This window comes from Polynucleobacter sp. AP-Kolm-20A-A1, from assembly GCF_018688315.1.
In the GTDB taxonomy this organism is placed as follows: Bacteria; Pseudomonadota; Gammaproteobacteria; order Burkholderiales; family Burkholderiaceae; genus Polynucleobacter.
Genome location: NZ_CP061315.1, coordinates 1348146 through 1368730, shown reverse-complemented (window position 1 = coordinate 1368730; position 20585 = coordinate 1348146). Strand labels below are relative to the sequence as shown.

At 47.2% G+C, this 20585-nt stretch carries 19 protein-coding genes; 11 read left to right on the top strand and 8 right to left on the bottom strand.

The features are described 5' to 3' along the window. Positions 1-36: 36 nt before the first annotated feature. Genes dcd through C2745_RS06795 form a run of 3 tightly spaced genes read left to right on the top strand, consistent with a single transcriptional unit; the run spans position 37 to position 3794 of the window. A complete protein-coding gene (gene dcd / locus C2745_RS06805) occupies positions 37-603 on the top strand; it encodes a dCTP deaminase (RefSeq protein ID WP_071464932.1) in 567 nt (188 codons plus the stop codon). Positions 604-615: 12 nt separating this feature from the next. Beyond that, complete coding sequence (locus C2745_RS06800) at positions 616-1530, top strand: ion channel (protein WP_215383630.1); 915 nt, start codon at positions 616-618, stop codon at positions 1528-1530. After that, entirely contained in the window at positions 1527-3794 is a 2268-nt protein-coding gene (locus C2745_RS06795) for an arginine/lysine/ornithine decarboxylase (RefSeq protein WP_215383628.1), read from the top strand. Before C2745_RS06800 ends, C2745_RS06795 begins: the two co-directional genes overlap by 4 nt. Positions 3795-3842: 48 nt before the next feature. Here the strand turns inward: C2745_RS06795 and C2745_RS06790 are convergent, their stop codons facing one another. The 4 genes from C2745_RS06790 to argH all read right to left on the bottom strand — a co-directional run bounded on the left by C2745_RS06790 (position 3843) and on the right by argH (position 8707). Next, positions 3843-5099 (bottom strand): hypothetical protein, encoded by a 1257-nt coding sequence (locus C2745_RS06790; protein WP_215383627.1) that lies wholly within the window; start codon positions 5097-5099, stop codon positions 3843-3845. Between the two features lie 103 nt (positions 5100-5202). Then, the gene (locus tag C2745_RS06785; protein ID WP_215383625.1) at positions 5203-6735 is read right to left on the bottom strand and encodes a TRAP transporter large permease subunit; all 1533 of its coding nucleotides are present in this window, start codon (positions 6733-6735) and stop codon (positions 5203-5205) included. Further along, the gene (locus C2745_RS06780) at positions 6732-7283 is read right to left on the bottom strand and encodes a TRAP transporter small permease subunit (protein ID WP_215383623.1); all 552 of its coding nucleotides are present in this window, start codon (positions 7281-7283) and stop codon (positions 6732-6734) included. The genes C2745_RS06785 and C2745_RS06780 overlap by 4 nt, the downstream gene beginning before the upstream one ends. Positions 7284-7288: 5 nt before the next feature. After that, complete coding sequence (gene argH, locus C2745_RS06775) at positions 7289-8707, bottom strand: argininosuccinate lyase (RefSeq protein ID WP_215383621.1); 1419 nt, start codon at positions 8705-8707, stop codon at positions 7289-7291. Between the two features lie 43 nt (positions 8708-8750). Here argH and hemC point away from each other — a divergent pair, with 43 nt between their 5' ends. Both hemC and C2745_RS06765 read left to right on the top strand, forming a co-directional pair. Further along, positions 8751-9716 (top strand): hydroxymethylbilane synthase, encoded by a 966-nt coding sequence (gene hemC / locus C2745_RS06770; RefSeq protein WP_215383619.1) that lies wholly within the window; start codon positions 8751-8753, stop codon positions 9714-9716. A 29-nt stretch (positions 9717-9745) separates the two neighbouring features. Further along, on the top strand, positions 9746-10570 hold the full coding sequence (locus C2745_RS06765) for a uroporphyrinogen-III synthase (RefSeq protein ID WP_215383617.1): 825 nt from the start codon (positions 9746-9748) through the stop codon (positions 10568-10570). 10 nt (positions 10571-10580) lie between these two features. Here the strand turns inward: C2745_RS06765 and C2745_RS06760 are convergent, their stop codons facing one another. Both C2745_RS06760 and C2745_RS06755 read right to left on the bottom strand, forming a co-directional pair. Then, entirely contained in the window at positions 10581-11153 is a 573-nt protein-coding gene (locus C2745_RS06760) for a chorismate lyase (protein WP_215383615.1), read from the bottom strand. Between the two features lie 2 nt (positions 11154-11155). After that, a complete protein-coding gene (locus C2745_RS06755) occupies positions 11156-12715 on the bottom strand; it encodes a DEAD/DEAH box helicase (protein ID WP_215383613.1) in 1560 nt (519 codons plus the stop codon). 252 nt (positions 12716-12967) lie between these two features. On the opposite strand from C2745_RS06755, the gene leuE reads away from it, so the two are divergent. Next, entirely contained in the window at positions 12968-13645 is a 678-nt protein-coding gene (gene leuE / locus C2745_RS06750; protein ID WP_215383612.1) for a leucine efflux protein LeuE, read from the top strand. Between the two features lie 9 nt (positions 13646-13654). Here the strand turns inward: leuE and C2745_RS06745 are convergent, their stop codons facing one another. Beyond that, positions 13655-15052 carry a coniferyl aldehyde dehydrogenase gene (locus tag C2745_RS06745; protein ID WP_215383610.1) on the bottom strand — a complete coding sequence of 466 codons (1398 nt, stop codon included), beginning with the start codon at positions 15050-15052 and terminating at the stop codon, positions 13655-13657. Positions 15053-15101: 49 nt separating this feature from the next. On the opposite strand from C2745_RS06745, the gene msrA reads away from it, so the two are divergent. Continuing rightward, entirely contained in the window at positions 15102-15674 is a 573-nt protein-coding gene (gene msrA, locus C2745_RS06740; protein WP_215383608.1) for a peptide-methionine (S)-S-oxide reductase MsrA, read from the top strand. 6 nt (positions 15675-15680) lie between these two features. Here msrA and pdxH read toward each other — a convergent pair whose 3' ends face one another. Next, positions 15681-16316, bottom strand: coding sequence for a pyridoxamine 5'-phosphate oxidase (gene pdxH, locus C2745_RS06735; protein ID WP_215383606.1), 636 nt, complete (start codon positions 16314-16316; stop codon positions 15681-15683). A gap of 22 nt (positions 16317-16338) precedes the next feature. On the opposite strand from pdxH, the gene C2745_RS06730 reads away from it, so the two are divergent. From C2745_RS06730 to C2745_RS06715, 4 genes are all read left to right on the top strand, one after another. Then, positions 16339-17088 carry a ThiF family adenylyltransferase gene (locus C2745_RS06730; protein ID WP_215383604.1) on the top strand — a complete coding sequence of 250 codons (750 nt, stop codon included), beginning with the start codon at positions 16339-16341 and terminating at the stop codon, positions 17086-17088. Positions 17089-17421: 333 nt separating this feature from the next. Further along, entirely contained in the window at positions 17422-18747 is a 1326-nt protein-coding gene (locus tag C2745_RS06725) for an amino acid permease (protein ID WP_305848892.1), read from the top strand. A 12-nt stretch (positions 18748-18759) separates the two neighbouring features. Further along, positions 18760-19878 carry an alanine dehydrogenase gene (ald, locus tag C2745_RS06720; RefSeq protein WP_215383601.1) on the top strand — a complete coding sequence of 373 codons (1119 nt, stop codon included), beginning with the start codon at positions 18760-18762 and terminating at the stop codon, positions 19876-19878. Between the two features lie 93 nt (positions 19879-19971). After that, complete coding sequence (locus C2745_RS06715; protein WP_215383599.1) at positions 19972-20547, top strand: TMEM165/GDT1 family protein; 576 nt, start codon at positions 19972-19974, stop codon at positions 20545-20547. Positions 20548-20585: the final 38 nt, after the last annotated feature.

Below are 20585 nucleotides of genomic sequence, written 5' to 3'. Positions count from 1 at the left end.
GTGGGCAGGTAAGGGCGAAGGTTTTACAATTCGGCCATGACTATTAAATCTGACCACTGGATCCGCCGCATGGGCGAGCAAGGCATGATCAGCCCATTTGAACCTGGGCAAGTTCGCCAGGACGCCGCCGGCAACAAAATCGTAAGTTATGGCACTTCAAGCTATGGCTATGACATTCGTTGCGCAGACGAATTCAAGATCTTTACGAACATCAACAGCACTATTGTTGATCCTAAGAATTTTGACGAACAATCCTTTGTGGATTTCAAGGGTGATGTTTGCATCATTCCACCAAATTCATTTGCGTTGGCTAGAACCGTTGAGTATTTCAAGATTCCTCGTAGCGTATTAACCGTTTGCGTTGGTAAGAGTACATACGCACGCTGCGGAATTATTGTGAACGTCACGCCGTTTGAGCCAGAGTGGGAGGGTTACGTCACTCTCGAGTTTTCTAACACCACACCATTGCCGGCAAAGATTTATGCAGGCGAAGGTTGCGCACAAGTTCTCTTCTTTGAGAGCGATGAAGTTTGTGGCACATCATATAAAGATCGTGGTGGCAAGTATCAAGGTCAGCGGGGCGTTACCCTGCCTAAGACCTAAGCCTTTACGGCAGTGCGTAAATTTTTATTTAATCGCCGTCCCGCACGGATTAATTTAGACGAATATCGCGCTACACTCTCGCGCTCTGAAATGGCGCGACCTGAGAATAATTTTTATCACTGGCTATTAGGTACTAGCTGGACCAGCTTTTTATTGCTGGTTGTATTTGTATATTTATCGACCAATCTGCTCTTTGCCTTTGCTTATATTGCTTGCGGAGATGGGGCCATTACCCATGCAGAGCCAGGCTCCTTATTGGATGTGTTTTTCTTTAGCGTACAAACCATGGCAACTATTGGTTACGGGCGTATGACGCCGGTTGGTCATGGGGCTAATGCAATTGTGACTTTTGAGGCTTTCTTTGGAATCGTTTATTCCGCATTAACGACGGGTTTGGCATTCGCCAGATTTACTCGGCCAACTGCAGGTGTGCGCTTTTCTAAGGTAGCCGTGGTTGGTAATCATGATGGCGTGAAGACATTTAAGTTTCGTGTGGCGAATGATCGCAGCTCACATATTGTGGAGGCGCAGCTTCGTTTGTGGTTGATTGCTGAGAGCATGACTAGCGAAGGTGAGCGTTACCGTCGGTCCGTTGAGTTGCAACTTCATCGCTCCGAGAGTCCAGTCTTTTCTCTTACATGGACTGCAATGCATAGTGTCGATGACAGCAGTGCTCTAAAAGAGTTTTTAGGAAATACTGATATTGAGCAGCAGTGGCATTTATTAATTACCTTTACTGGCTATCATGAGAGCTTAGCCAATCAGGTTTATGCGCGTCATGTTTACTTGCCCAAGAATGTGCAGCAAAATGCGACCTTCGTCGACATAGTTACAGTGATGCCAGATGGCGGTCGGGTTATTGACCTTACCAATTTTGATAAGTGGGTTCCGAACAGTTCGGATAAGACAGCAGGGGAGTTTTTATGAAATTTCGTTTTCCAATCATCATTATTGATGAGGACTTTCGTTCCGAAAATATTTCGGGCTCTGGAATTCGCGACCTTGCTGAGGCTATTGAGAATGAGGGCATGGAGGTTATTGGCTTGACCAGTTATGGTGACCTGACCTCATTTGCACAGCAAGCATCCCGCGCATCCAGTTTTATTGTTTCAATCGATGACGAAGAGTTTGACTCGGATTCAGAAGATCATGATCTGCCTGCATTAAATAATTTGCGTGCGTTCATTACGGAAGTACGTAAGCGTAATGAAGATATCCCGATCTTCTTGTATGGCGAGACTCGCACGTCACGCCATATGCCAAACGACATCTTGCGTGAGTTGCATGGTTTCATTCATATGAATGAAGACACCCCAGAATTTGTAGCACGTCATATTATTCGTGAAGCTAAAGTCTATTTAGATTCTTTGGCCCCGCCATTTTTCCGCGCTTTAACCAATTACGCTTCCGAAGGTTCATATTCCTGGCATTGTCCAGGGCACTCTGGTGGCGTTGCCTTCTTAAAGAGTCCGGTAGGTCGTATGTTCCATCAGTTCTTTGGTGAGAACATGCTGCGCGCTGACGTCTGTAATGCTGTAGAAGAGTTGGGTCAGCTCTTGGACCATACTGGACCGGTATTACAGAGTGAGCGCAATGCGGCGCGTATCTTTAATGCTGATCATTTGTTTTTCGTGACCAACGGCACATCTACTTCAAATAAGATTGTTTGGCATTCGACAGTCGCACCTGGCGACGTTGTGTTGGTGGATCGTAACTGCCATAAGTCAGTCATTCATTCGATCACCATGATGGGCGCGATCCCGATTTTCTTGATGCCAACACGTAATCACTTAGGCATCATCGGCCCAATTCCTAAAGAAGAGTTTGAGTGGAAAAACATCAAGAAGAAGATTGATGCCAACCCCTTCATTAAAGATAAGAATGTTGTGCCACGCGTAATGACGCTTACGCAAAGCACTTATGACGGTATTGTGTACAACGTAGAGATGATCAAAGAGATGCTCGACGGCAAAGTGGACTCATTACATTTTGATGAAGCTTGGTTGCCACACGCCGCCTTCCATCCTTTCTACAAGGATATGCATGCGATTGGCTCAGATCGAAAGCGCACCAAGAAGAGTTTGATGTTTGCAACCCAGTCAACACACAAGTTGTTGGCGGGCCTATCTCAGGCTTCCCAAGTTTTGGTCCAAGATGCTGAAGATGCCAAGTTAGACCGTGATTGCTTCAATGAGGCTTACTTGATGCACACCTCTACTAGCCCACAGTACGCAATTATTGCTTCATGTGACGTGTCGGCAGCAATGATGGAGTCTCCTGGCGGCACAACGCTGGTTGAAGAATCTATTGCTGAAGCAATGGACTTCCGCCGCGCTATGCGCGAGGTGGATGATAAGTTTGGTGCGGATTGGTGGTTTAAGGTTTGGGGTCCAGATCACCTGGCTGAAGAGGGTATTGGCGAGCGTTCTGATTGGGTCCTAGAGCCATCTGCCGCTTGGCATGACTTTGGCAAGTTGGCTAGAGATTTCAATATGCTCGATCCAATCAAAGCGACTGTTGTTACGCCTGGATTAGATATTGAAGGTAACTTTGGTTCGATGGGCATTCCTGCCAGTATCGTTACCAAGTACTTAGCCGAGCATGGCGTGATCGTAGAGAAATGCGGTTTGTACTCCTTCTTCATCATGTTCACCATCGGCATTACAAAAGGCCGTTGGAACACATTGGTTACCGAATTACAGCAGTTCAAGGACCACTTTGATAAGAATGCGCCTTTGTGGAAAGTCTTGCCTGAGTTTGTGGCCAAGCATCCACGCTATGAGCGTGTTGGCCTCAAAGATATTTGCCAACAAATTCATGAGTTCTATAAGAGCCGTAACGTCGCGCGCATGACTACGGAGATGTATACCTCCGATATGGTCCCGGCAATGATGCCTTCAGAAGCTTGGGCAAAGATGGCACACAAACAAGTAGATCGTGTGCCGTTAGATCAGTTGGAAGGGCGTGTAACTGCCATGTTGGTTACCCCATATCCTCCAGGTATTCCACTTCTGATCCCGGGCGAGCGCTTTAACAAGCGCATCATTGACTATCTCTATTTTGCTAGAGACTTCAATGAGAAGTTCCCTGGGTTTGAAACAGATATCCATGGCCTTGTGAAAACTAACATTGACGGCAAGAGCGAGTACTACGTCGATTGTGTGAGGCAAGAGCGGGATATTACCCTCTAATAAATAAGGCCCCTAGGGGCCTTATTTATTTCTATTTCAATGGCATCACTACTTCAGCAGTACCGATGGCGATGCTGGAATACTCCCCGGAATTTTTTGTAATGACATAAATTGCGCTAGCAGCTTGATGGCCAGCGGTGAGTAGCCATTATTGTCGCTAGGGATGTTGTAGAGGTTGCCATCCAATCCTTCGATGCTGGAAAAGGGTCTAGGGGTGGATTGGTTTTTGTACACCACAAACAAAGCATATTCATTCGACGCCATTGTTTTGCTGCTAAATGTTGTTGCTGTAGGCGGCAAGGTAACCATATAAGGCTTTTCTGCTAGCTGGGCTTTTACCACTTGCCCTAAATATTCAAAGATATTATTTGTAGAGCGAATTCGAATGGCAAGCTTAGACTGTAATTTTTTTTCAGCACTAGGTTGTTTGGTTTTTTGAGAGAGGGTTTCCTCGCAAAATATCTCATCCCCATACTCTTGGCGAACAAAATTCTCATATTTGTTTTTGTTGATACATAGCTTATATTTTTGTGAGACCTGTATTGGTTGAAACTTAAGGTCTGAGGAGCTGCCAACTTTTTGCAAGACAATTCCTGCGCTTTTCATGACATCAAATGAGTTATCGCCGAAGGTGGATTTAAGATTGGCAACACTCAAGGGCGGCCCAATCTTTTGTGAGGTATCTACTAGATACGCTCCGAGCCCATATGAAATCAGCTTGTAAAGATGCCTTTGGAATTCGGCATGATCTGGTCTAAGGGGGTTGTTGATGAGGGTAACAGCTTCACCGTTTGGTTTGGTGATTTCAATTTCGTCAACCACTAGGCTTAAAAGAACTTCTCTTGGAATGTGATTGTGCTCAAAGTACTTCACCATCTCTATAGGAAGTTCGTTTAAGTAACCCTTCCAAAATACCGCATTATCTAAAGAGGATTGGGTGAAGTTAAATGTATTGCCAACGGAGAGCGATATTCCTGGGGAGATGCTATTTAAACCTCCGCTAATGGGAAGGTAGCTGGCGTTATAAGGCAGAATGCCGCCTGTAAAAAAACCACTTGCATAAGGGGTGGTAGTGATTGAGCCTGAGCCATTAATTGTTGGCATATCTAAAAAACTGACTGGGCGATTTTCAGAAGAGCGCAATATGTTTTGGAAAATCATATTGATCTGATATTGCTCCAGGATGTTGGCGTATTTAGCTGACATCTGCCCAAAGTCTGGTGCTCCAGCGGAACCACACCCACTGAGGAGGGTTGTAACGGCAATCGCTGGAAGTGCATTACGCACAAAAGATAGAAAGTTCATTTTTTAACCGGGTTTAATTTTTTATAAGCGTACTGGTTTTTTGGGTAAAGCACTAAGGCCGTGCGCAAAAATGGGGCAATCCCCTTTATATCAGCTCGTGGGCTTATTTCAGGGGCTTATCCAATTGGAAAGTGACCGGAGCATCCTCGTCTACCTTGGTAGAGGGAGTCTCTGGTTTGCCTTCTTCACTTCCTGTGAAATTAAAGTCCTGACTCTGCACAACAGCAGCAGGTTTATCTAGGAATGTAGTTACGAGAGCCGGAAATGCCATTACTAGAACAACCATGACTAATTGCAGGCCTACCCAAGGTAATGCACCCCAATAGATATCGCTACTCCTCACTTCTTTTGGTGCAACACCTCGAAGGTAGAAGAGGGCAAATCCAAAAGGTGGGTGCATAAATGATGTTTGCATATTGACGCACAGCATGACGCCAAACCAAACCAAGGCTGCGCTTGCAGCTGCCTGAGGGTTGCCGTTCATAGAATCTAGCAATACTGGTGAGAGTAATTTCACAGCCACTGGAGCTAGCATCGGCACGACGATAAAGGCAATCTCAAAGAAGTCTAGGAAAAAAGCTAAGAAGAAAACAAACAAATTAACGACGATTAAAAAACCAATCCAGCCACCAGGTAAATTGGAGAATAATTCTTCAACCCAGAAGCCGCCATCCACACCTTGAAATACCACGGAGAAGCAAGTTGAGCCAATCAAGATAAAGACCACCATGGCTGTAATACGCATAGTGTTTTGATAGGCCTCTTGAATTAATCCTTTGAGGTTGGGAATGCTTGCCCTACGAATCCACGCTAGTAATAAAGCACCCATTGCACCCATGGCTCCGGACTCTGTCGGAGTGGCAATGCCCGTCATGATGGTGCCCAGAACCAAAAAGATTAAAACAGCCGAAGGAATGATGCCCATCAGGCACTTTTTCCAAAGCGCCCAACCTTTTAGCGTGAGATCGCTCTCTGGAACTGGCGGCAAATAGTCTGGCCGAATGCGACTTAAGAAAAAGGTATACAGCGCAAATAAGCCTATTTGCAGCAGGGATGGACCCCATGCTCCCAAGTACATGCTGCCCACATCGGCGCTGCCGCTTTGAGTTTTTAGTTGGTCCGCAAGCACGATGAGCACCAGGGATGGGGGCACCAGCTGGGTGATCGTGCCAGAGGCCGCTAAAACGCCCGTAGCGTAGCGCATGTTGTAGCCGTAACGCATCATCACCGGCAAAGAGATCATGGCCATAGCGATCACCTGGGCAGCCACAGTGCCCGTAATAGCGCCGAGAATAAAGCCCACAATGATGACGGAATAACCAAGGCCACCGCGAACACGCCCAAAGAGTTGGCCCATGGAGTCGAGCATCTCTTCTGCTAACCCGCAGCGCTCAAGAATGGCGCCCATAAAGGTGAAGAAGGGGATGGCTAGTAAAAGGTCGTTAGCAAGGACGCTACCAAAAATGCGTTGAGGTATCGCCTGTAAAAACGCGACACCAAAGAACCCTTCGCTTATTGCAATTAAGGAAAAAAATAACCCAGCAGCCATGAGCGAAAACGCAACCGGAAAGCCAATCAACATAAAGACGATCAGTCCACCAAACATTAAGGGCGGCATCCACTCCAATGGAATCATTGCATTGGCTTTTCGTAATGAAGGTCTTCGGCAGGCAAGGTGATCTCACCTTTCAGTGCGCCGATACGCTTAATGATTTCAGAGATACCTTGGAGACTCAGCATGAAGAACCCAAAAGGCACAACAAATTTAATGGGGTAGCGAGCAAGGCCACCGGCATTCAATGAATGCTCCATCACCTGCCATGATGGATAAAACAAGGTGGTCCAAGACAGCCAGGCAAATAAGATACAAGCAGGCATCAGAAAAACGATCAAGCCAAATAAATCCACCCAAAGGCGTCCGCGATCGGAGAGGTGGGAGTAGATTAAGTCAACGCGGACATGCTCGTTACGTTTTAGTGTGTACGAAGCGCCGAGCATGACGGCAGCAGCAAATAAATACCATTGCAGCTCTAGTGGCCAATTATTGCTGACATCAAGACCGTAGCGAAGTAGGGCATTTGCTGCAGACACCACACAAGACAGCAAAATCATGATGCTGGCTGCCTTACCTAAAAACTGGTTTACACGATCGATGCCTGCAGAGAGTTTGGACCAAAACCCCATGCGTTTTAGAGGTCTGCGCGACCCCGTTTGATAGCTGCAAGAACCTGCGAAGGTGCGGTGCCGCCAGCATGTTGGCGAGACTGAACTGAGCCATCTACAGTAAGCAATGCAAAAACATCATCACTAATGAGTTCCGGGCGATTGTCCAAGCCACAAGCGAAGCGTAATTCAGAAAGGCTTAAATCTGTGAGCATGCAGTTTCTGCCAACACAGGCTTTAACAGCATGTGCAACCGCTTCATGCGCGTCACGGAAAGCTAAACCTTTTTTAACTAGGTAATCAGCTAAGTCGGTTGCTGTAGCAAAACCTTCCTCAGCTGCAGCCTTCATGACTTCTGCTTTGACTTCAATGTGCGGAACCATGTCAGCAAAAATACGCAAGGTATCTTGTACGGTATCTACGGCATCAAACAAGGGCTCTTTATCTTCTTGATTATCTTTGTTGTATGCGAGTGGCTGACCCTTCATTAGTGTGAGCAATGAAATGAGGTCGCCATAGACGCGACCAGTCTTGCCACGCGCCAATTCTGGAACGTCAGGATTTTTCTTCTGCGGCATGATCGAGCTACCAGTGCAGAAGCGATCGGGTAGATCAATAAAGCCAAAGCGAGGGCTAAGCCAGAGGATTAGCTCTTCAGAGAGGCGTGAGACGTGCATCATGAGGATGGATGCAAAGGCACAGAACTCAATTGCAAAGTCACGGTCAGATACGGCATCTAAGGAGTTATTGCAAATTCCATCAAACCCTAAAGTCTTAGCTACTAGCTCGCGATCGATAGGATAGGTGGTGCCGGCCAAAGCTGCAGCCCCTAAAGGTAAACGGTTGAAGCGAGCGCGCAAATCTGCAAGACGACTTGCATCGCGACTAAACATTTCGTAATAAGCCATCAAGTGGTGACCAAATGTAATTGGTTGCGCTACTTGCAAATGGGTGTGACCAGGCATGATGGTTGAAGCATGCTTTTCGGCTAAATCTAATAAAGCAGTGCGCAAGGATGTCAGCGTAGTAGCAATGTCATCAACGCTGCCACGCAGCCAAAGACGTAGGTCGGTTGCAACCTGGTCATTGCGTGAACGGCCGGTATGCAAACGTTTACCTGCATCACCCACTAATTCTGTGAGGCGAGCTTCAATATTGAGATGCACATCTTCTAGTGCCAATTGCCAGTTAAATTGACCGGACTCAATCTCACTCTTAATTTGAGCCATTCCCTTTTGGATATCAGCCAAATCTTGCGCGCTAATGATTTTTTGGGTGGCCAACATCTGTGCATGGGCCAAAGAGCCGGCGATATCGACCATCGCAAAGCGTTGATCAAAGCCAATTGAGGCTGTATAACGCTGTACTAGTTCGTCAACCGGTTCGGCAAAACGGGCCGACCAAGCTTGGGCTTTGTTGGCTAGGGAATTATTTGATGAGCTCATAAAGGCAGTATATTGGTGTAGGTCTTTGATTATTTTAAATGTTATGTCCCAAACCCTGAATTCTTCGCCCCAATCCACCCCCAAGCGCCTAGTAATCGCCTCCCGAGAAAGTCGCCTAGCCATGTGGCAGGCTGAACACGTGCGGGATTGCCTTAAAAAGCTCTATCCGGAGTGTGATGTCCAGATTTTGGGGATGACTACCCGGGGCGACCAGATTTTGGATAGAGCCCTCTCAAAAGTGGGTGGTAAAGGTCTTTTTGTCAAAGAGCTCGAAACAGCACTCGAGGATGGCCGGGCAGATTTGGCGGTGCACTCCCTCAAGGATGTACCTATGGTGATGCCCGAAGGTTTTGACCTTTCCTGTGTCATGGCTAGGGAGGATGCGCGTGATGCATTTGTCTCAAATGATTACGCCAGCCTGGAAGATCTTCCGCAGGGTGCGATAGTGGGAACGTCAAGCTTGCGTCGTGAATCTGTACTGCGCGCAAAATTTCCACATCTTGTTATTCAACCATTGCGCGGTAATTTGGATACGCGCATGAGTAAGTTAGACCGTGGCGAATACCAAGCCATTATTTTGGCGGCAGCCGGTTTAAAGCGTTTGGGTTTGGAGTCACGCATCCGCGCATTCTTGCCATACGATCCATATACTCCGGCAGCAGGCCAGGGCGCCTTAGGAATTGAGACCTTAAGTAAGCACCCAAATATCAAAGAGTGGCTGTCACCATTAAATGACTTGCCTACATTATTTGCAGTGTCTGCTGAGCGCATGGTATCTCGCCAGCTCGGTGGATCATGCGAAGTGCCGCTGGCTGCGCATGCTGTGTGGGATCAAAATCAAATGCGCATACGCTCTTTTGTGGCTAGTACTGATGGCAAACAGATTTGCCTTGCAAACGGCAGTGGCTCGGTTCAATCAGTTCAAGATGCTGAGGCTCTGGGTCTGGCAGTGGCAAAGGACCTGTTGTCCCAGGGTGCAGCAGACCTGATTCCGCAGCTTCCTAAATAAACGCATAGTAAAAATAATTACACCAAGCAATGAGTACGAAGACCATCATTGTTACCAGGCCTACTGGTCAAGCGCGCCAATTGATTGAGGTGCTCAGCCATCATATTGAACATAGTAATGTTGCTAAGCGAAGTCTTCCAGAAATACTCTCACTTCCTTTGTTAACGATTGTTCCTAAATCTGATGATCATCTAGCGGACCATATCGTTAGCGCTCTGAGCAATGCCGATCTCGCGATCTTTGTTAGCCCCAATGCGATCGAGAGTGTCATGCGCTTGTTGGAGCAAGACTGGCAAGACTTCTCAAAGAAGATTATTCCGATTGGCGTGATGGGTGGTAGCAGTCAACTTGCACTCAAAAATCATGGGATTGGATTAGAGGAGAATCCAACACCAATCATCATTCCAAAAAATAATGAGCAGTGGGATTCAGAGGGTTTGTGGCAAGAGCTTCAATCCTTTAAGTGGGATTGGCAGCATAAGAAGGTAGTCATCTTTAAAGGCGAGGGTGGGCGCGATTGGCTGGCTGACACTTTAAAAAATGCGGGTGCAACTGTAGAAGCGATTTCTACCTACGTTCGCATTCCATTGGATATTGATAATCCCGCTTGGCACGCCATTCGAGATCTTGATTTCTCTAAATCCCTTTGGCTATTAACTTCCTCTGAGGCCGTACGTTACTTAGGTCAGGTAATGCAGGATCAATTTACGCAAAACCTCAATACTGCTAGCGCCTTATGCTCACATCACAACATTGCTGATGCTGCAGAGCTAATTGGTTTTGGTGAGGTGTTTACTACCGAACCTGGAGATGAGGCCTTGGTGAAAGCAACTTTGGCCTGGCTAACGATATAAAAATTCGCAGTTAAGAATGCGTGGCGTTCAGTAAGGCTGGTAGGAAAATTTCATTTACCAAAATTGGATGACCCTTTAAACGATAAAGGGTACGTCTTGCCCACAAGGGTGAGCTCAAGCCAGAAAAGTGCTTAGAGCATTTTTTCCATAGTTCACTGCTTTTATCTAAGCGAGCGATATCGCGCGGTGGTTTTGTCTTTGAGTGTTTGCGGGTCTTGCTAAATAAGACTGCACCCAAAGGTTTAGTACCTAAGCGTAAAACAGCATGGTTACTGCCGCTAGAGCTCAGCGTAGGAATGACGCTATGCGCCATTACCAAGGGAATCCCATTGGAGCAGAGCAGTACTTCGCGCACACGACAACGTCTTATCCGGAAATGAAAATAGCGACTTTCGTCGCTATTGAGTGATTGAGGGCAGTCACGCAAAACCTGAACTTCCAGTTTTTGACCAATTGCTTTCTCAATTTTTTGGGTGAGAGACCCGGTATCGCTAAGCCAAGGTTGCCACTTGCGTGGCGCCCGATGGATTTCACCGGAACCGACTCGATTCCATGCAGAACGGAGACGATTACGGTGAATCATTTTTAGCTACCGCTAAAGTTACGACGTTGACCGCCGGACTTTGGTTTTGCAAAACGTGGACCACCTGCTGGACGTGAGTCACCAGAGCGTGCCGGACGTGAATCTGCAGAACGCGCAGGACGCGAGTCAGCTGAACGTGCAGGACGTGAATCCGCAGAGCGAGATTCAAAATGATTGCCTGAACGGTTTCCACCGCCATTGCCACCACCGCCACCGCCAAAGCGAGACTCAGAGCGAGCGCCAGAACCATAACGACCACCACCGCCACCTGAGCGATTGCCGCCGAAGCCGCCGCCTGAACGGCCGCCACCAGGGCGACCACCGCCACCACCAAAGCTTGGCTTGGCTTGTGGCTCAAGACCAGCGATAACTGAAGCAACGATATCTTGTTGTGTGAAGCGTTCGATATTACGGATCTTGGCGCGATCACGATGTTCAACCAAAGTGATAGCCACACCATTGCGACCAGCACGACCGGTACGACCAATGCGGTGTGTGTAGTCTTCTGGTTTCATTGGCAAGCCAAAGTTAATCACGTGACTGATACGTGGTACATCGATGCCGCGAGCCGCTACGTCAGTTGCAACCAAAATCTTGGTGTGACCTTTACGTAAAGACTCTAAGCGACGCATACGCACAGCTTGAGGCATTGCACCATGGAGTGCGGTAGCTTCGTAGCCATTAGCGCGCAAGGTATCAGCAATTTTTTCGCTTTCAACTTGAGTGCTCGCAAACACAACTGCCTGATCCAAAGAGGCATCAGCCAAAATATGCTCAAGTAACTTGTGCTTATGTGACATGCTGTCAGCCCAATGCAACTTCTGTTCGATATTGGCATGCTTTTCACCTGCGTGAGCAAGTTCAATGCGCTTAGGATCTGTAGTCAACTCGTTTGCCAAAGACATGATCTTTGGCGCAAAAGTTGCAGAGAACATCAAAGTTTGGTTACGGCCTGCGCAACGTTTATCAATTGCCTCGAGATCGTCCGCAAATCCCATGTCGAGCATGCGATCGGCTTCGTCAATAACGAGTTGCTTAACATCATCTAAGCGAATTGCTTTGCTATCGCACAAGTCGAGCAAGCGACCTGGAGTTGCAACAACTAACAATGCACCTTTCAATGCTTGGATTTGTTTACCGTAAGGCATGCCACCCATAACAGTGGCGATGCGAATACCTTTCATGCCGCGAACCAAGTTCACTGCATCGGCAGCAACCTGTTGAGCCAATTCACGAGTAGGGCAAAGCACTAACACTTTAGGTTGTGCGCGACCTGGTACAGGTGAGTTGTTCGGGTTGTCTTCGATCAGCTGATGAATCATCGGCAATAAGAAGGCTGCGGTCTTGCCGCTACCGGTTTGGCTGCTGACCAATAAGTCACCACCAGCTAAAGCTGCAGGAATAACCTGAGCTTGCACGGCAGTAGCTTGGGTAAAACCCAGTTCAGCAACGTTTTTAAGGAGTGATGCCGCTAGGGCGAAATTCTGGAATTCATTTCCAGCGCTCTTTGAGTCTTGACTTGCGTCTTTAGGCTCACGTTTAGTTTCTTTAGAAAAAGTCATGCTATTACACATCCCCTTTAAGGGATGTCTCCGTATGTTGCACCCATGGTTTTTTATAGGGTGCGATGGTCAAAGGCATCGACCATCAGACAGGCGGCAGCGCGTTTTTTTAACTTCGGTGTTTATGACTTCTAAACGGTACGCTGAAATATAGCTGGGGGGCGATGAATCAAAATGCTTAAAAAAGCCTCCTATTATGACAGTTAAGAGGCTTGATTACAAGGGTTTTCCCGAATTAATTATGATGTAGACATGGATTGGATCACTTTCGACGTCTTATCGCCTGCAAACGCAGGGATTGTAGATTTTTCAAGCTATCTGCTTGGGACGCTATTCATCATTTTGCTCCCCGGTCCAAATTCGCTTTACGTCCTCACAATTGCAACTCAAAAAGGTTGGCGCTTTGGCGCATGGGGCGCGATCGGAATATTTATTGGTGATTCGGTGCTGATGATCGCCATTGCTTTGGGCGCTGCTTCATTGTTGATGTCTTCGCCCGTACTCTTTAGTCTTGTGCGTACCTTAGGGGCTTTGTATTTAGCCTGGATGGGCTATGGCGTATTGCGTAGCGGTCAACAGCGCTGGACTTTGGGGGTGAATGCAGGAGCGTACGAGATTCAGGCGCGCTTAATGCAGCTGCATCCCTTGTTGGCCGCACTCGCTTTATCGCTTACAAATCCTAAAGCAATCTTTTTCTTCATTGCGTTCTTTTCGCAATTTATACGTCCAGATTTTTCTAATCCAGCGCATACCTTTATTTATCTAGCAACAGTGTTGCAGTTAATGAGCATGGCGTATTTGGCTGGACTCATTTGCGTTGGCCAATTCTTCTCAAAGTATTTCGAGACTCGCCCTCGGTATGCCGCAGCCCTCTGGATCTTTGCTGGAATCTTGTTTATTGGCTTCGCTGTGCGATTAGCAATCGCTTAGCTAAACCCATTATTTAAGACGCTGGATCAAACGTTCGGTTTTATTGTTGTACGGTGGGCGGGCAGGCTTCGTGCCTTTCAGCAGGTTTGTACCTAAGAGGCCACGTACTTCTAAAATTGGCTTTTGATGGCCAAAGGTATCAAATCCCGCTTTGCCGTGATAGCTACCCATTCCACTTGCGCCAACGCCGCCAAAAGGAAGTGACTCAACTGCTGCATGCAGCAAAGTGTCATTGATCGTGACGCCACCTGAGCGTGTTTCTTCCAGGATGCGCTGCATATTCTTCTTATCTTTGCCAAACCAGTAGAGCGCTAAAGGATTGGGCTTGTTATTGACGTATTCAATTGCAGCTGCCGTATTGCTAATAGTTAGTATCGGCAAAATAGGCCCAAATATTTCTTCGTTCAAGACACGTGCGTCAGATGGAACGTCGACCAGGGCTACAGGTTCAAATCTTCGGGCGCCTGCTGAGGGATTGCTTAACAGAGGAATGGCTTTAGCTCCGCGATCAATCGCATCAGCAACCAAATGCTGCCAGTATTGCAACTGCTCATCATCAATGGGTCCAGTGAGCTCCTCTGGGTTACTAAATTGAGATTGCGCAGCTGCCTGCAACTCCTGAATGAACTCATCGAGATTATTTTTTTCAATCAACACATAATCGGGTGCGATACAGGTTTGTCCGCCGTTGAGTAATTTCCCATAAACGATGGCAGCTGCTGCATCCTTGATTTTTGCTGAAGCGTCAATGATGGCTGGTGTTTTGCCGCCTAACTCTAAGGTAACCGGAGTCAGGTTTTCAGCAGCAGCGCGCATTACTTTTTTGCCAATGGATTCTGATCCTGTAAACAGGAGGTGATCAAAAGGGAGTGCAGCAAATTGCTCTGCAACATCAACGCCACCTGTGCTCACACAAAATTCGCTAGGATGAAAATATTCCTGAATCAAGCCTGCTAAAAAGCCTGAGGTACGAGAGCTGCGCTCTGATGGTTTGAGCCAAACGCGATTGCCAGCGGCCAACGCAGCAATTGCTGGCACTAGCGCTAATTGAATAGGGTAATTCCAGGGGCTCATGATGCCAACAACACCCAATGATTGGCTCTCAATCCATGCTTGCGAGGAACCCATAAAAGAGGGGGTTTCCATCTGCACCGGCTTCATCCACTCTTTGAGGTGCTTGCGAGTGTATTTGCAGGCTTGGTAAACCATCTGGAATTCTGCGAGACGTGATTCGACAGAGTGGCGTACGCCAAAGTCTGCTGTGAGCACTTTGCAGATTTTTTCCTCATTCGCTTCGAGCATCTTTTCGATTCGACCTATACGCTCCAATCGGACTTCAAGCGAGGGATTGGGTTCTGCGGCGTAGGCTGCCTTGATTTCATCGAGTTGGATGGTGAAGCGATTCATGGTGTATTAATAGTTGGCAAGCATTGAAATAAGGCATTAGGATAAAGCCATGGAACAAACTCTCAATAAAAATGACCTACATTTAGAGCGCGCCACCTTAGGCGGCGGCTGTTTTTGGTGCTTAGAGGCGGTTTATCAGCAAATTTCGGGGGTCCAGTCCGTGGTCTCTGGATATGCTGGTGGCGCTCGTCCCAATCCTACTTATGAGGCGGTATGCACTGGAGTCAGTGGTCATGCCGAGATCGTAGATATCCTCTTCGACCCTCAAGTGGTGACATTTAGAGATTTGCTAGAAATCTTCTTTGTGATTCATGACCCAACAACCTTAAATTACCAAGGTAATGATCATGGCACGCAATACCGTTCGGTAATCTTTACTCACAGTGATGAGCAAACCCAGATTGCATATGAAGTAGTGAAGGAGCTGGAAGAATCTGGAATTTATTCCAATCCAGTGGTGACGCAAATTGATTCAGCGCCAACAATTTATCCCGCTGAGGAATATCACCAGAATTATTTTCAGCAGCACCCGAACCAGGGTTACTGTATGGCAGTGGTTGCGCCTAAGTTGGCAAAATTCAGGGCAAAATTTAAATCGTTAATTGCCCCGCAGTACTCTTAGTACTACTTAAGGGGCAAGGCGGTTAATTTGCCAAGTGCTGCCATCTATCTTGTAGTGAATCCGATCATGCAATCTTGATGGACGACCTTGCCAGAATTCAATTTCGGTAGGACGTAAACGATATCCACCCCAATGTGCAGGGCGTGGCGGCGCATCACCAAACTCAGCCTTAAAGCGCTTCTCAGCTTCCTCTAAAAATTCACGGCTTGGTATTGCCGCGCTTTGTGGGGAGGCCCATGCACCAATTCTGGAGGCGGGAGGGCGGGAGTGGAAGTATTCATCACTCTCGGCGCTACTGACGCGCTCGACAATCCCCTGAATTCGTACTTGACGCTCTAATTCGTGCCAATGAAAGAGTAGGGCAGCCTGTGGACGAGCAGCTAAATCCCGACCTTTTTGGCTTTCATAATTGGTAAAGAAGGTAAAGCCATTTTCGTCAGCGCCTTTTAGTAAGACAATACGGGCTGATGGATTTCCGGCTTGATCGGCAGTTGCCAGAGTCATGGAATTGGGTTCTGGGCACTCCGCCTTAATTGCCTGCTCAAACCAGAGCTTAAATAAGGGCAAGGGATTGTGCGGAACCTCGGTTTCGGACAGCTGACCAAAGGTATAGTTTTTGCGGAGTTGAGCAATAGAGTCCATTTATTCAGTATAAAGAGAAGCTATGGCAGAAGACAAGGTTGAAGAAAGCGTAGAAGAGCGTCGTTTTGGTGGGGTTTCTAGACTCTACGGACCAGAGCTGCGCGAACGCTTTCGAAATGCAACGGTAGTCGTTGCCGGCTTAGGAGGTGTTGGCTCCTGGGCGGCTGAAGCTTTGGCCCGCACTGGCATTGGTCATCTTGTCTTGGTTGACTTTGATCACATCGCAGAGAGCAATACGAATCGACAGCTGCATGCTCTAGAGGGGCAGTATGGCAAGGCGAAGGTTGAGGCGATGACCGATCGCATTCGTCAAATTAATCCCGGCATACAAATAACACCTTGTGATGAATTCTTAGAGCCGCAGAATTTAGATGCACTCATTCCAAGCAATGCCTATGTATTAGACGCAACAGATTCTGTGCAAACCAAAATTGCTTTATCAGTCTGGGCTGTGGCTAATAATCGCGCTTTGGTAATGTGTGGCGCAGCCGGGGGAAAGTCTGATCCTACCTCTGTGCGCTGCGATGATCTTTCAAGAACTGAACAAGATGCTTTGCTTGCAAAGGTGAGGCAGGGACTAAGGCAGGATCATGGATTCTCCCGCAACCTGAAAAAGAAAATTGGTATCCGCGCTATCTATTCTCATGAGCCAAGGGCTGGCGCAGCCAATGGCGGTCTAGCTTGTTCGGGGTATGGCTCTACGGTGATGGTGACTGCGGCCTGCGGTTTAGCGGCTGCTGCAGAGATCTTAAATCTCATCGCTGCTCAATAAATATCAAAGAAAAAACAAAAGCAGTAAGCAAAAACATTGTTATTCCTTAAGGGGAATCCCTGTAGGAAATTACTGATTCTTTTGCGGTCAAAAATAAATCATGAGAAGTAAAAGTCGTGATTTCAAAGACTCCAATGCAATAACTAGGTATATCTCAATTTACTTTTAGCTTATTAAGCACTTTAGTTATTTTTATCCCCTAGTGCATTCCACAAGTCCTCCCTAGACTTTGCTTCGTTGGTAAATCGCCAACGACAATTCGAAAGGAGGTCTCTTTTGCAGACTGAACAAACTGGCTTAAAGCGCCATCTCAAAGCAAGGCATATTCGTTTGATGGCCTTGGGTTCAACGATTGGCGTTGGATTATTTTTAGGGTCGGCAAGCGCAATTCAAATTGCAGGCCCATCGATTCTCTTGGGTTACTTGTTGGCAGGAATTGTTGCCTTCATTGTCTTGAGGGTGCTCGGTGAAATGGCGGTACATGAGCCTGTGGCAGGCTCCTTTGCGGCATATGCCAATAACTACGTGGGTCCCTTGGCCGGTTATATGGTCGGATGGGGCTACTGGACTTATTGGATTGTTGTGGGTATTGCCGAGGTTACAGCTGTTGGTATCTATATGAGCATTTGGTTTCCAGAAACTCCACAGTGGATATGGGCGCTTTCTTCAATCTTGATGATGGGCTTAATCAATCTCATCGCTGTGAAAGTTTTTGGTGAATTTGAGTTCTGGTTTGCTCTTATCAAAGTAGTGGCGATTGTGGCCATGATTGCATTAGGTGGCTCAGTGATATTATTTGGGTTCACCAACGACTGGCAGCCGATAGGATTAAGTAATTTGTGGCAGCACGGTGGCTTCTTCCCAAATGGCATCAGCGGCATGTTGCTCTCATTGCAAATGGTCTTGTTTGCCTATGTCGGTATAGAGATGATTGGTCTATCTGCAGGAGAGGCTGAGAACCCACAAAAAACCATCCCCATGGCTATCGACTCCTTAGCATGGCGCATCCTTATTTTTTACATGGGAGCTGTTTTAGTAATTCTGGCGATCTTCCCCTGGAACCAGGTAGGTCAGCAAGGAAGTCCATTTGTAGTGATGTTTGAGCGACTTGGTTTGCGAGAAGCTGCTGGCTTAATCAACTTTGTGGTGATTACTGCTGCACTATCTTCTTGTAATGCCGGCATCTTTAGTGGTGGCCGATTGTTGTATTCACTATCCTCTAATGGCTACGCCCCAGCACGCTTTGCCAAGCTCTCAAAGTATGGCGTGCCTCATCGTGCGGTTATGTCAACGGTTGCTATTTGTATGACCGGCGTAGTTCTGAACTACTTTGTGCCGGATAAAGCATTCCAATACATGATGGCTGCAGTGACCTTTATTGGTTTGATGGTTTGGATTGCAATCTTGTTTACGCAACTTAAATTCCGCCGCTCCTTAACTCAAGAGCAAGTGAATGCATTGGCATATCGCACGCCTTGGTGGCCCTATTCTTCATGGTTTGCTCTGGCATTTATTTTCTTAGTCATTGTGCTGATGGGCTTTCATGAAGATGCACGGATTGCTCTGATCTTAGGTCCGTGTTTGATGGGCGTGTATCTAGCGATGTTTTATATCGTTGGCTTACATCGCAAAACAAAAACCAGTCGTGATTTTCAATAACAGGAGATATCAATGATTATTGGCGTACCTCAAGAAGTGAAAAATAATGAGTTCAGGGTTGGCTTAACTCCAGGCAATGTGAGTGGGTTATGCAGGCAAGGACATTCTGTTCTGGTTCAACGTGGAGCAGGCGAGCAGATTGGTTTAACAGATGAGTCCTATAGGATGGCTGGAGCCACTCTGATTAATAGCGCGGCAGAAGTCTTTCAAAAAGCAGAAATGATTGTGAAGGTGAAGGAACCTCAAGCCCAAGAATGCGCGATGTTGCGCGAGGATCAAATTCTATTTACCTATTTGCATTTAGCCCCAGATCCAGCGCAGACTAAGGCCCTGATTGATTCTGGAGCGACCTGCATTGCCTATGAAACAGTCACCGCAATGAACGGCGCCTTGCCTTTGCTGGCGCCCATGAGTGAGGTGGCGGGTCGTATGTCGATTCAGGCAGCAGCCTCTCATTTAGAGAAAACCCATGGCGGTCAAGGCGTATTAATGGCTGGTGTTCCTGGAGTATCTCCTGCCAAGATTGTGATTTTGGGTGGTGGCGTAGTGGGGCGCAATGCCTTGCAAATGGCAGTAGGAATGGGTGCAGATGTTTGCATCTTTGACCGTGATATTGATCGTCTGCGACAGATCGACATGCTCTATGGAAATCGAGTGCGAACCTTTTATTCCGATAGTTTATTAATCGAGCAAGAAGTTAGTGAGGCAGATGTAGTGATTGGTGCAGTGCTATTGCCTGGAGCTGCTGCACCCAAATTGGTAACGCGTGACATGGTTCGAAAAATGAAACCAGGATCGGTGGTGGTTGATGTTGCCATTGATCAAGGTGGTTGTTTTGAAACCTCAAGACCAACAACTCATGCGGATCCGACATTCTTGGTGGATGATGTGGTTCACTACTGCGTTGCCAATATGCCCGGTGCGGTCGCAAGAACTTCCACCTTTGCCCTAACAAACGCAACCTTCCCTTTTGTGGAAATGTTGGCAAATCGCGGCGTGCTCAATGCTTTGTCGGTTGATCATCATCTACGTAATGGTCTGAGCGTTCATAAGGGCGTTCTAACTTCTGAACCAGTGGCGCAAGCGCAAAGATTGGACTTTGTACTTGCCGAAGAACTCCTAGCGGCGTAAGGATATAAAGCCAATGGCAAAATAGCAGTTCACTCCATAGAGTAGGGGCTAGAGGGTCTAAACTACCCTTTAGCCCCTTTTATTTTGGAATCTATGGACTTTTCAGCATTATTTCTTTCTGCAGGCGTTGTTGCCTTAGCTGAGATGGGTGATAAAACCCAGCTCTTGTCACTCATGCTCGCTGCGCGTTATCCAAAGCAGGCACTTGCCATCATTGCAGGCATCTTTATTGCCACCATTGCTAATCATGCATGCGCCGCTTTACTGGGGCATTGGTTAACAAGCTTGGTGTCGCCAGATGTGATGCGTTGGATATTGGGCTTGAGCTTTTTGGGTATCGGCTTGTGGTTACTGGTGCCAGACCATATTGATGATGCAGCTGGCTCAAAAGTAGCAGACCGAGCGCTACAAGTTTTTCTGCTGACAGTCGGACTTTTCTTTTTGGCTGAGATGGGTGACAAAACCCAGATTGCAACGATTGCCTTAGGCGCTCGCTATGAAGATGTATTTTCAGTAACCGTTGGCACTACTTTGGGGATGATGTTGGCAAATGCACCAGCCGTTTGGATTGGTCAAAAATTTACAAAGCGCATGCCCATCAAGTGGGTGCATGCCGTAGCAGCAGTAACCTTTATCGCTATAGGTATAGCTACCTTAATTTGGAGTTAGTGGGACGCAGGACGCCCTCAGCACACTCCTTTATCCAG

Coding starts and splice junctions, on each gene's coding strand:
- dcd (WP_071464932.1), top strand. CDS start 37: ATGACTATTAAATCTGACCACTGGATCCGCCGCATGGGCGAGCAAGGC.
- C2745_RS06795 (WP_215383628.1), top strand. CDS start 1,527: ATGAAATTTCGTTTTCCAATCATCATTATTGATGAGGACTTTCGTTCC.
- C2745_RS06790 (WP_215383627.1), bottom strand. CDS start 5,099: ATGAACTTTCTATCTTTTGTGCGTAATGCACTTCCAGCGATTGCCGTT.
- C2745_RS06785 (WP_215383625.1), bottom strand. CDS start 6,735: ATGATTCCATTGGAGTGGATGCCGCCCTTAATGTTTGGTGGACTGATC.
- C2745_RS06780 (WP_215383623.1), bottom strand. CDS start 7,283: ATGGGGTTTTGGTCCAAACTCTCTGCAGGCATCGATCGTGTAAACCAG.
- argH (WP_215383621.1), bottom strand. CDS start 8,707: ATGAGCTCATCAAATAATTCCCTAGCCAACAAAGCCCAAGCTTGGTCG.
- hemC (WP_215383619.1), top strand. CDS start 8,751: ATGTCCCAAACCCTGAATTCTTCGCCCCAATCCACCCCCAAGCGCCTA.
- C2745_RS06765 (WP_215383617.1), top strand. CDS start 9,746: ATGAGTACGAAGACCATCATTGTTACCAGGCCTACTGGTCAAGCGCGC.
- C2745_RS06760 (WP_215383615.1), bottom strand. CDS start 11,153: ATGATTCACCGTAATCGTCTCCGTTCTGCATGGAATCGAGTCGGTTCC.
- C2745_RS06755 (WP_215383613.1), bottom strand. CDS start 12,715: ATGACTTTTTCTAAAGAAACTAAACGTGAGCCTAAAGACGCAAGTCAA.
- leuE (WP_215383612.1), top strand. CDS start 12,968: ATGGATTGGATCACTTTCGACGTCTTATCGCCTGCAAACGCAGGGATT.
- C2745_RS06745 (WP_215383610.1), bottom strand. CDS start 15,052: ATGAATCGCTTCACCATCCAACTCGATGAAATCAAGGCAGCCTACGCC.
- msrA (WP_215383608.1), top strand. CDS start 15,102: ATGGAACAAACTCTCAATAAAAATGACCTACATTTAGAGCGCGCCACC.
- pdxH (WP_215383606.1), bottom strand. CDS start 16,316: ATGGACTCTATTGCTCAACTCCGCAAAAACTATACCTTTGGTCAGCTG.
- C2745_RS06730 (WP_215383604.1), top strand. CDS start 16,339: ATGGCAGAAGACAAGGTTGAAGAAAGCGTAGAAGAGCGTCGTTTTGGT.
- C2745_RS06725 (WP_305848892.1), top strand. CDS start 17,422: ATGGCCTTGGGTTCAACGATTGGCGTTGGATTATTTTTAGGGTCGGCA.
- ald (WP_215383601.1), top strand. CDS start 18,760: ATGATTATTGGCGTACCTCAAGAAGTGAAAAATAATGAGTTCAGGGTT.
- C2745_RS06715 (WP_215383599.1), top strand. CDS start 19,972: ATGGACTTTTCAGCATTATTTCTTTCTGCAGGCGTTGTTGCCTTAGCT.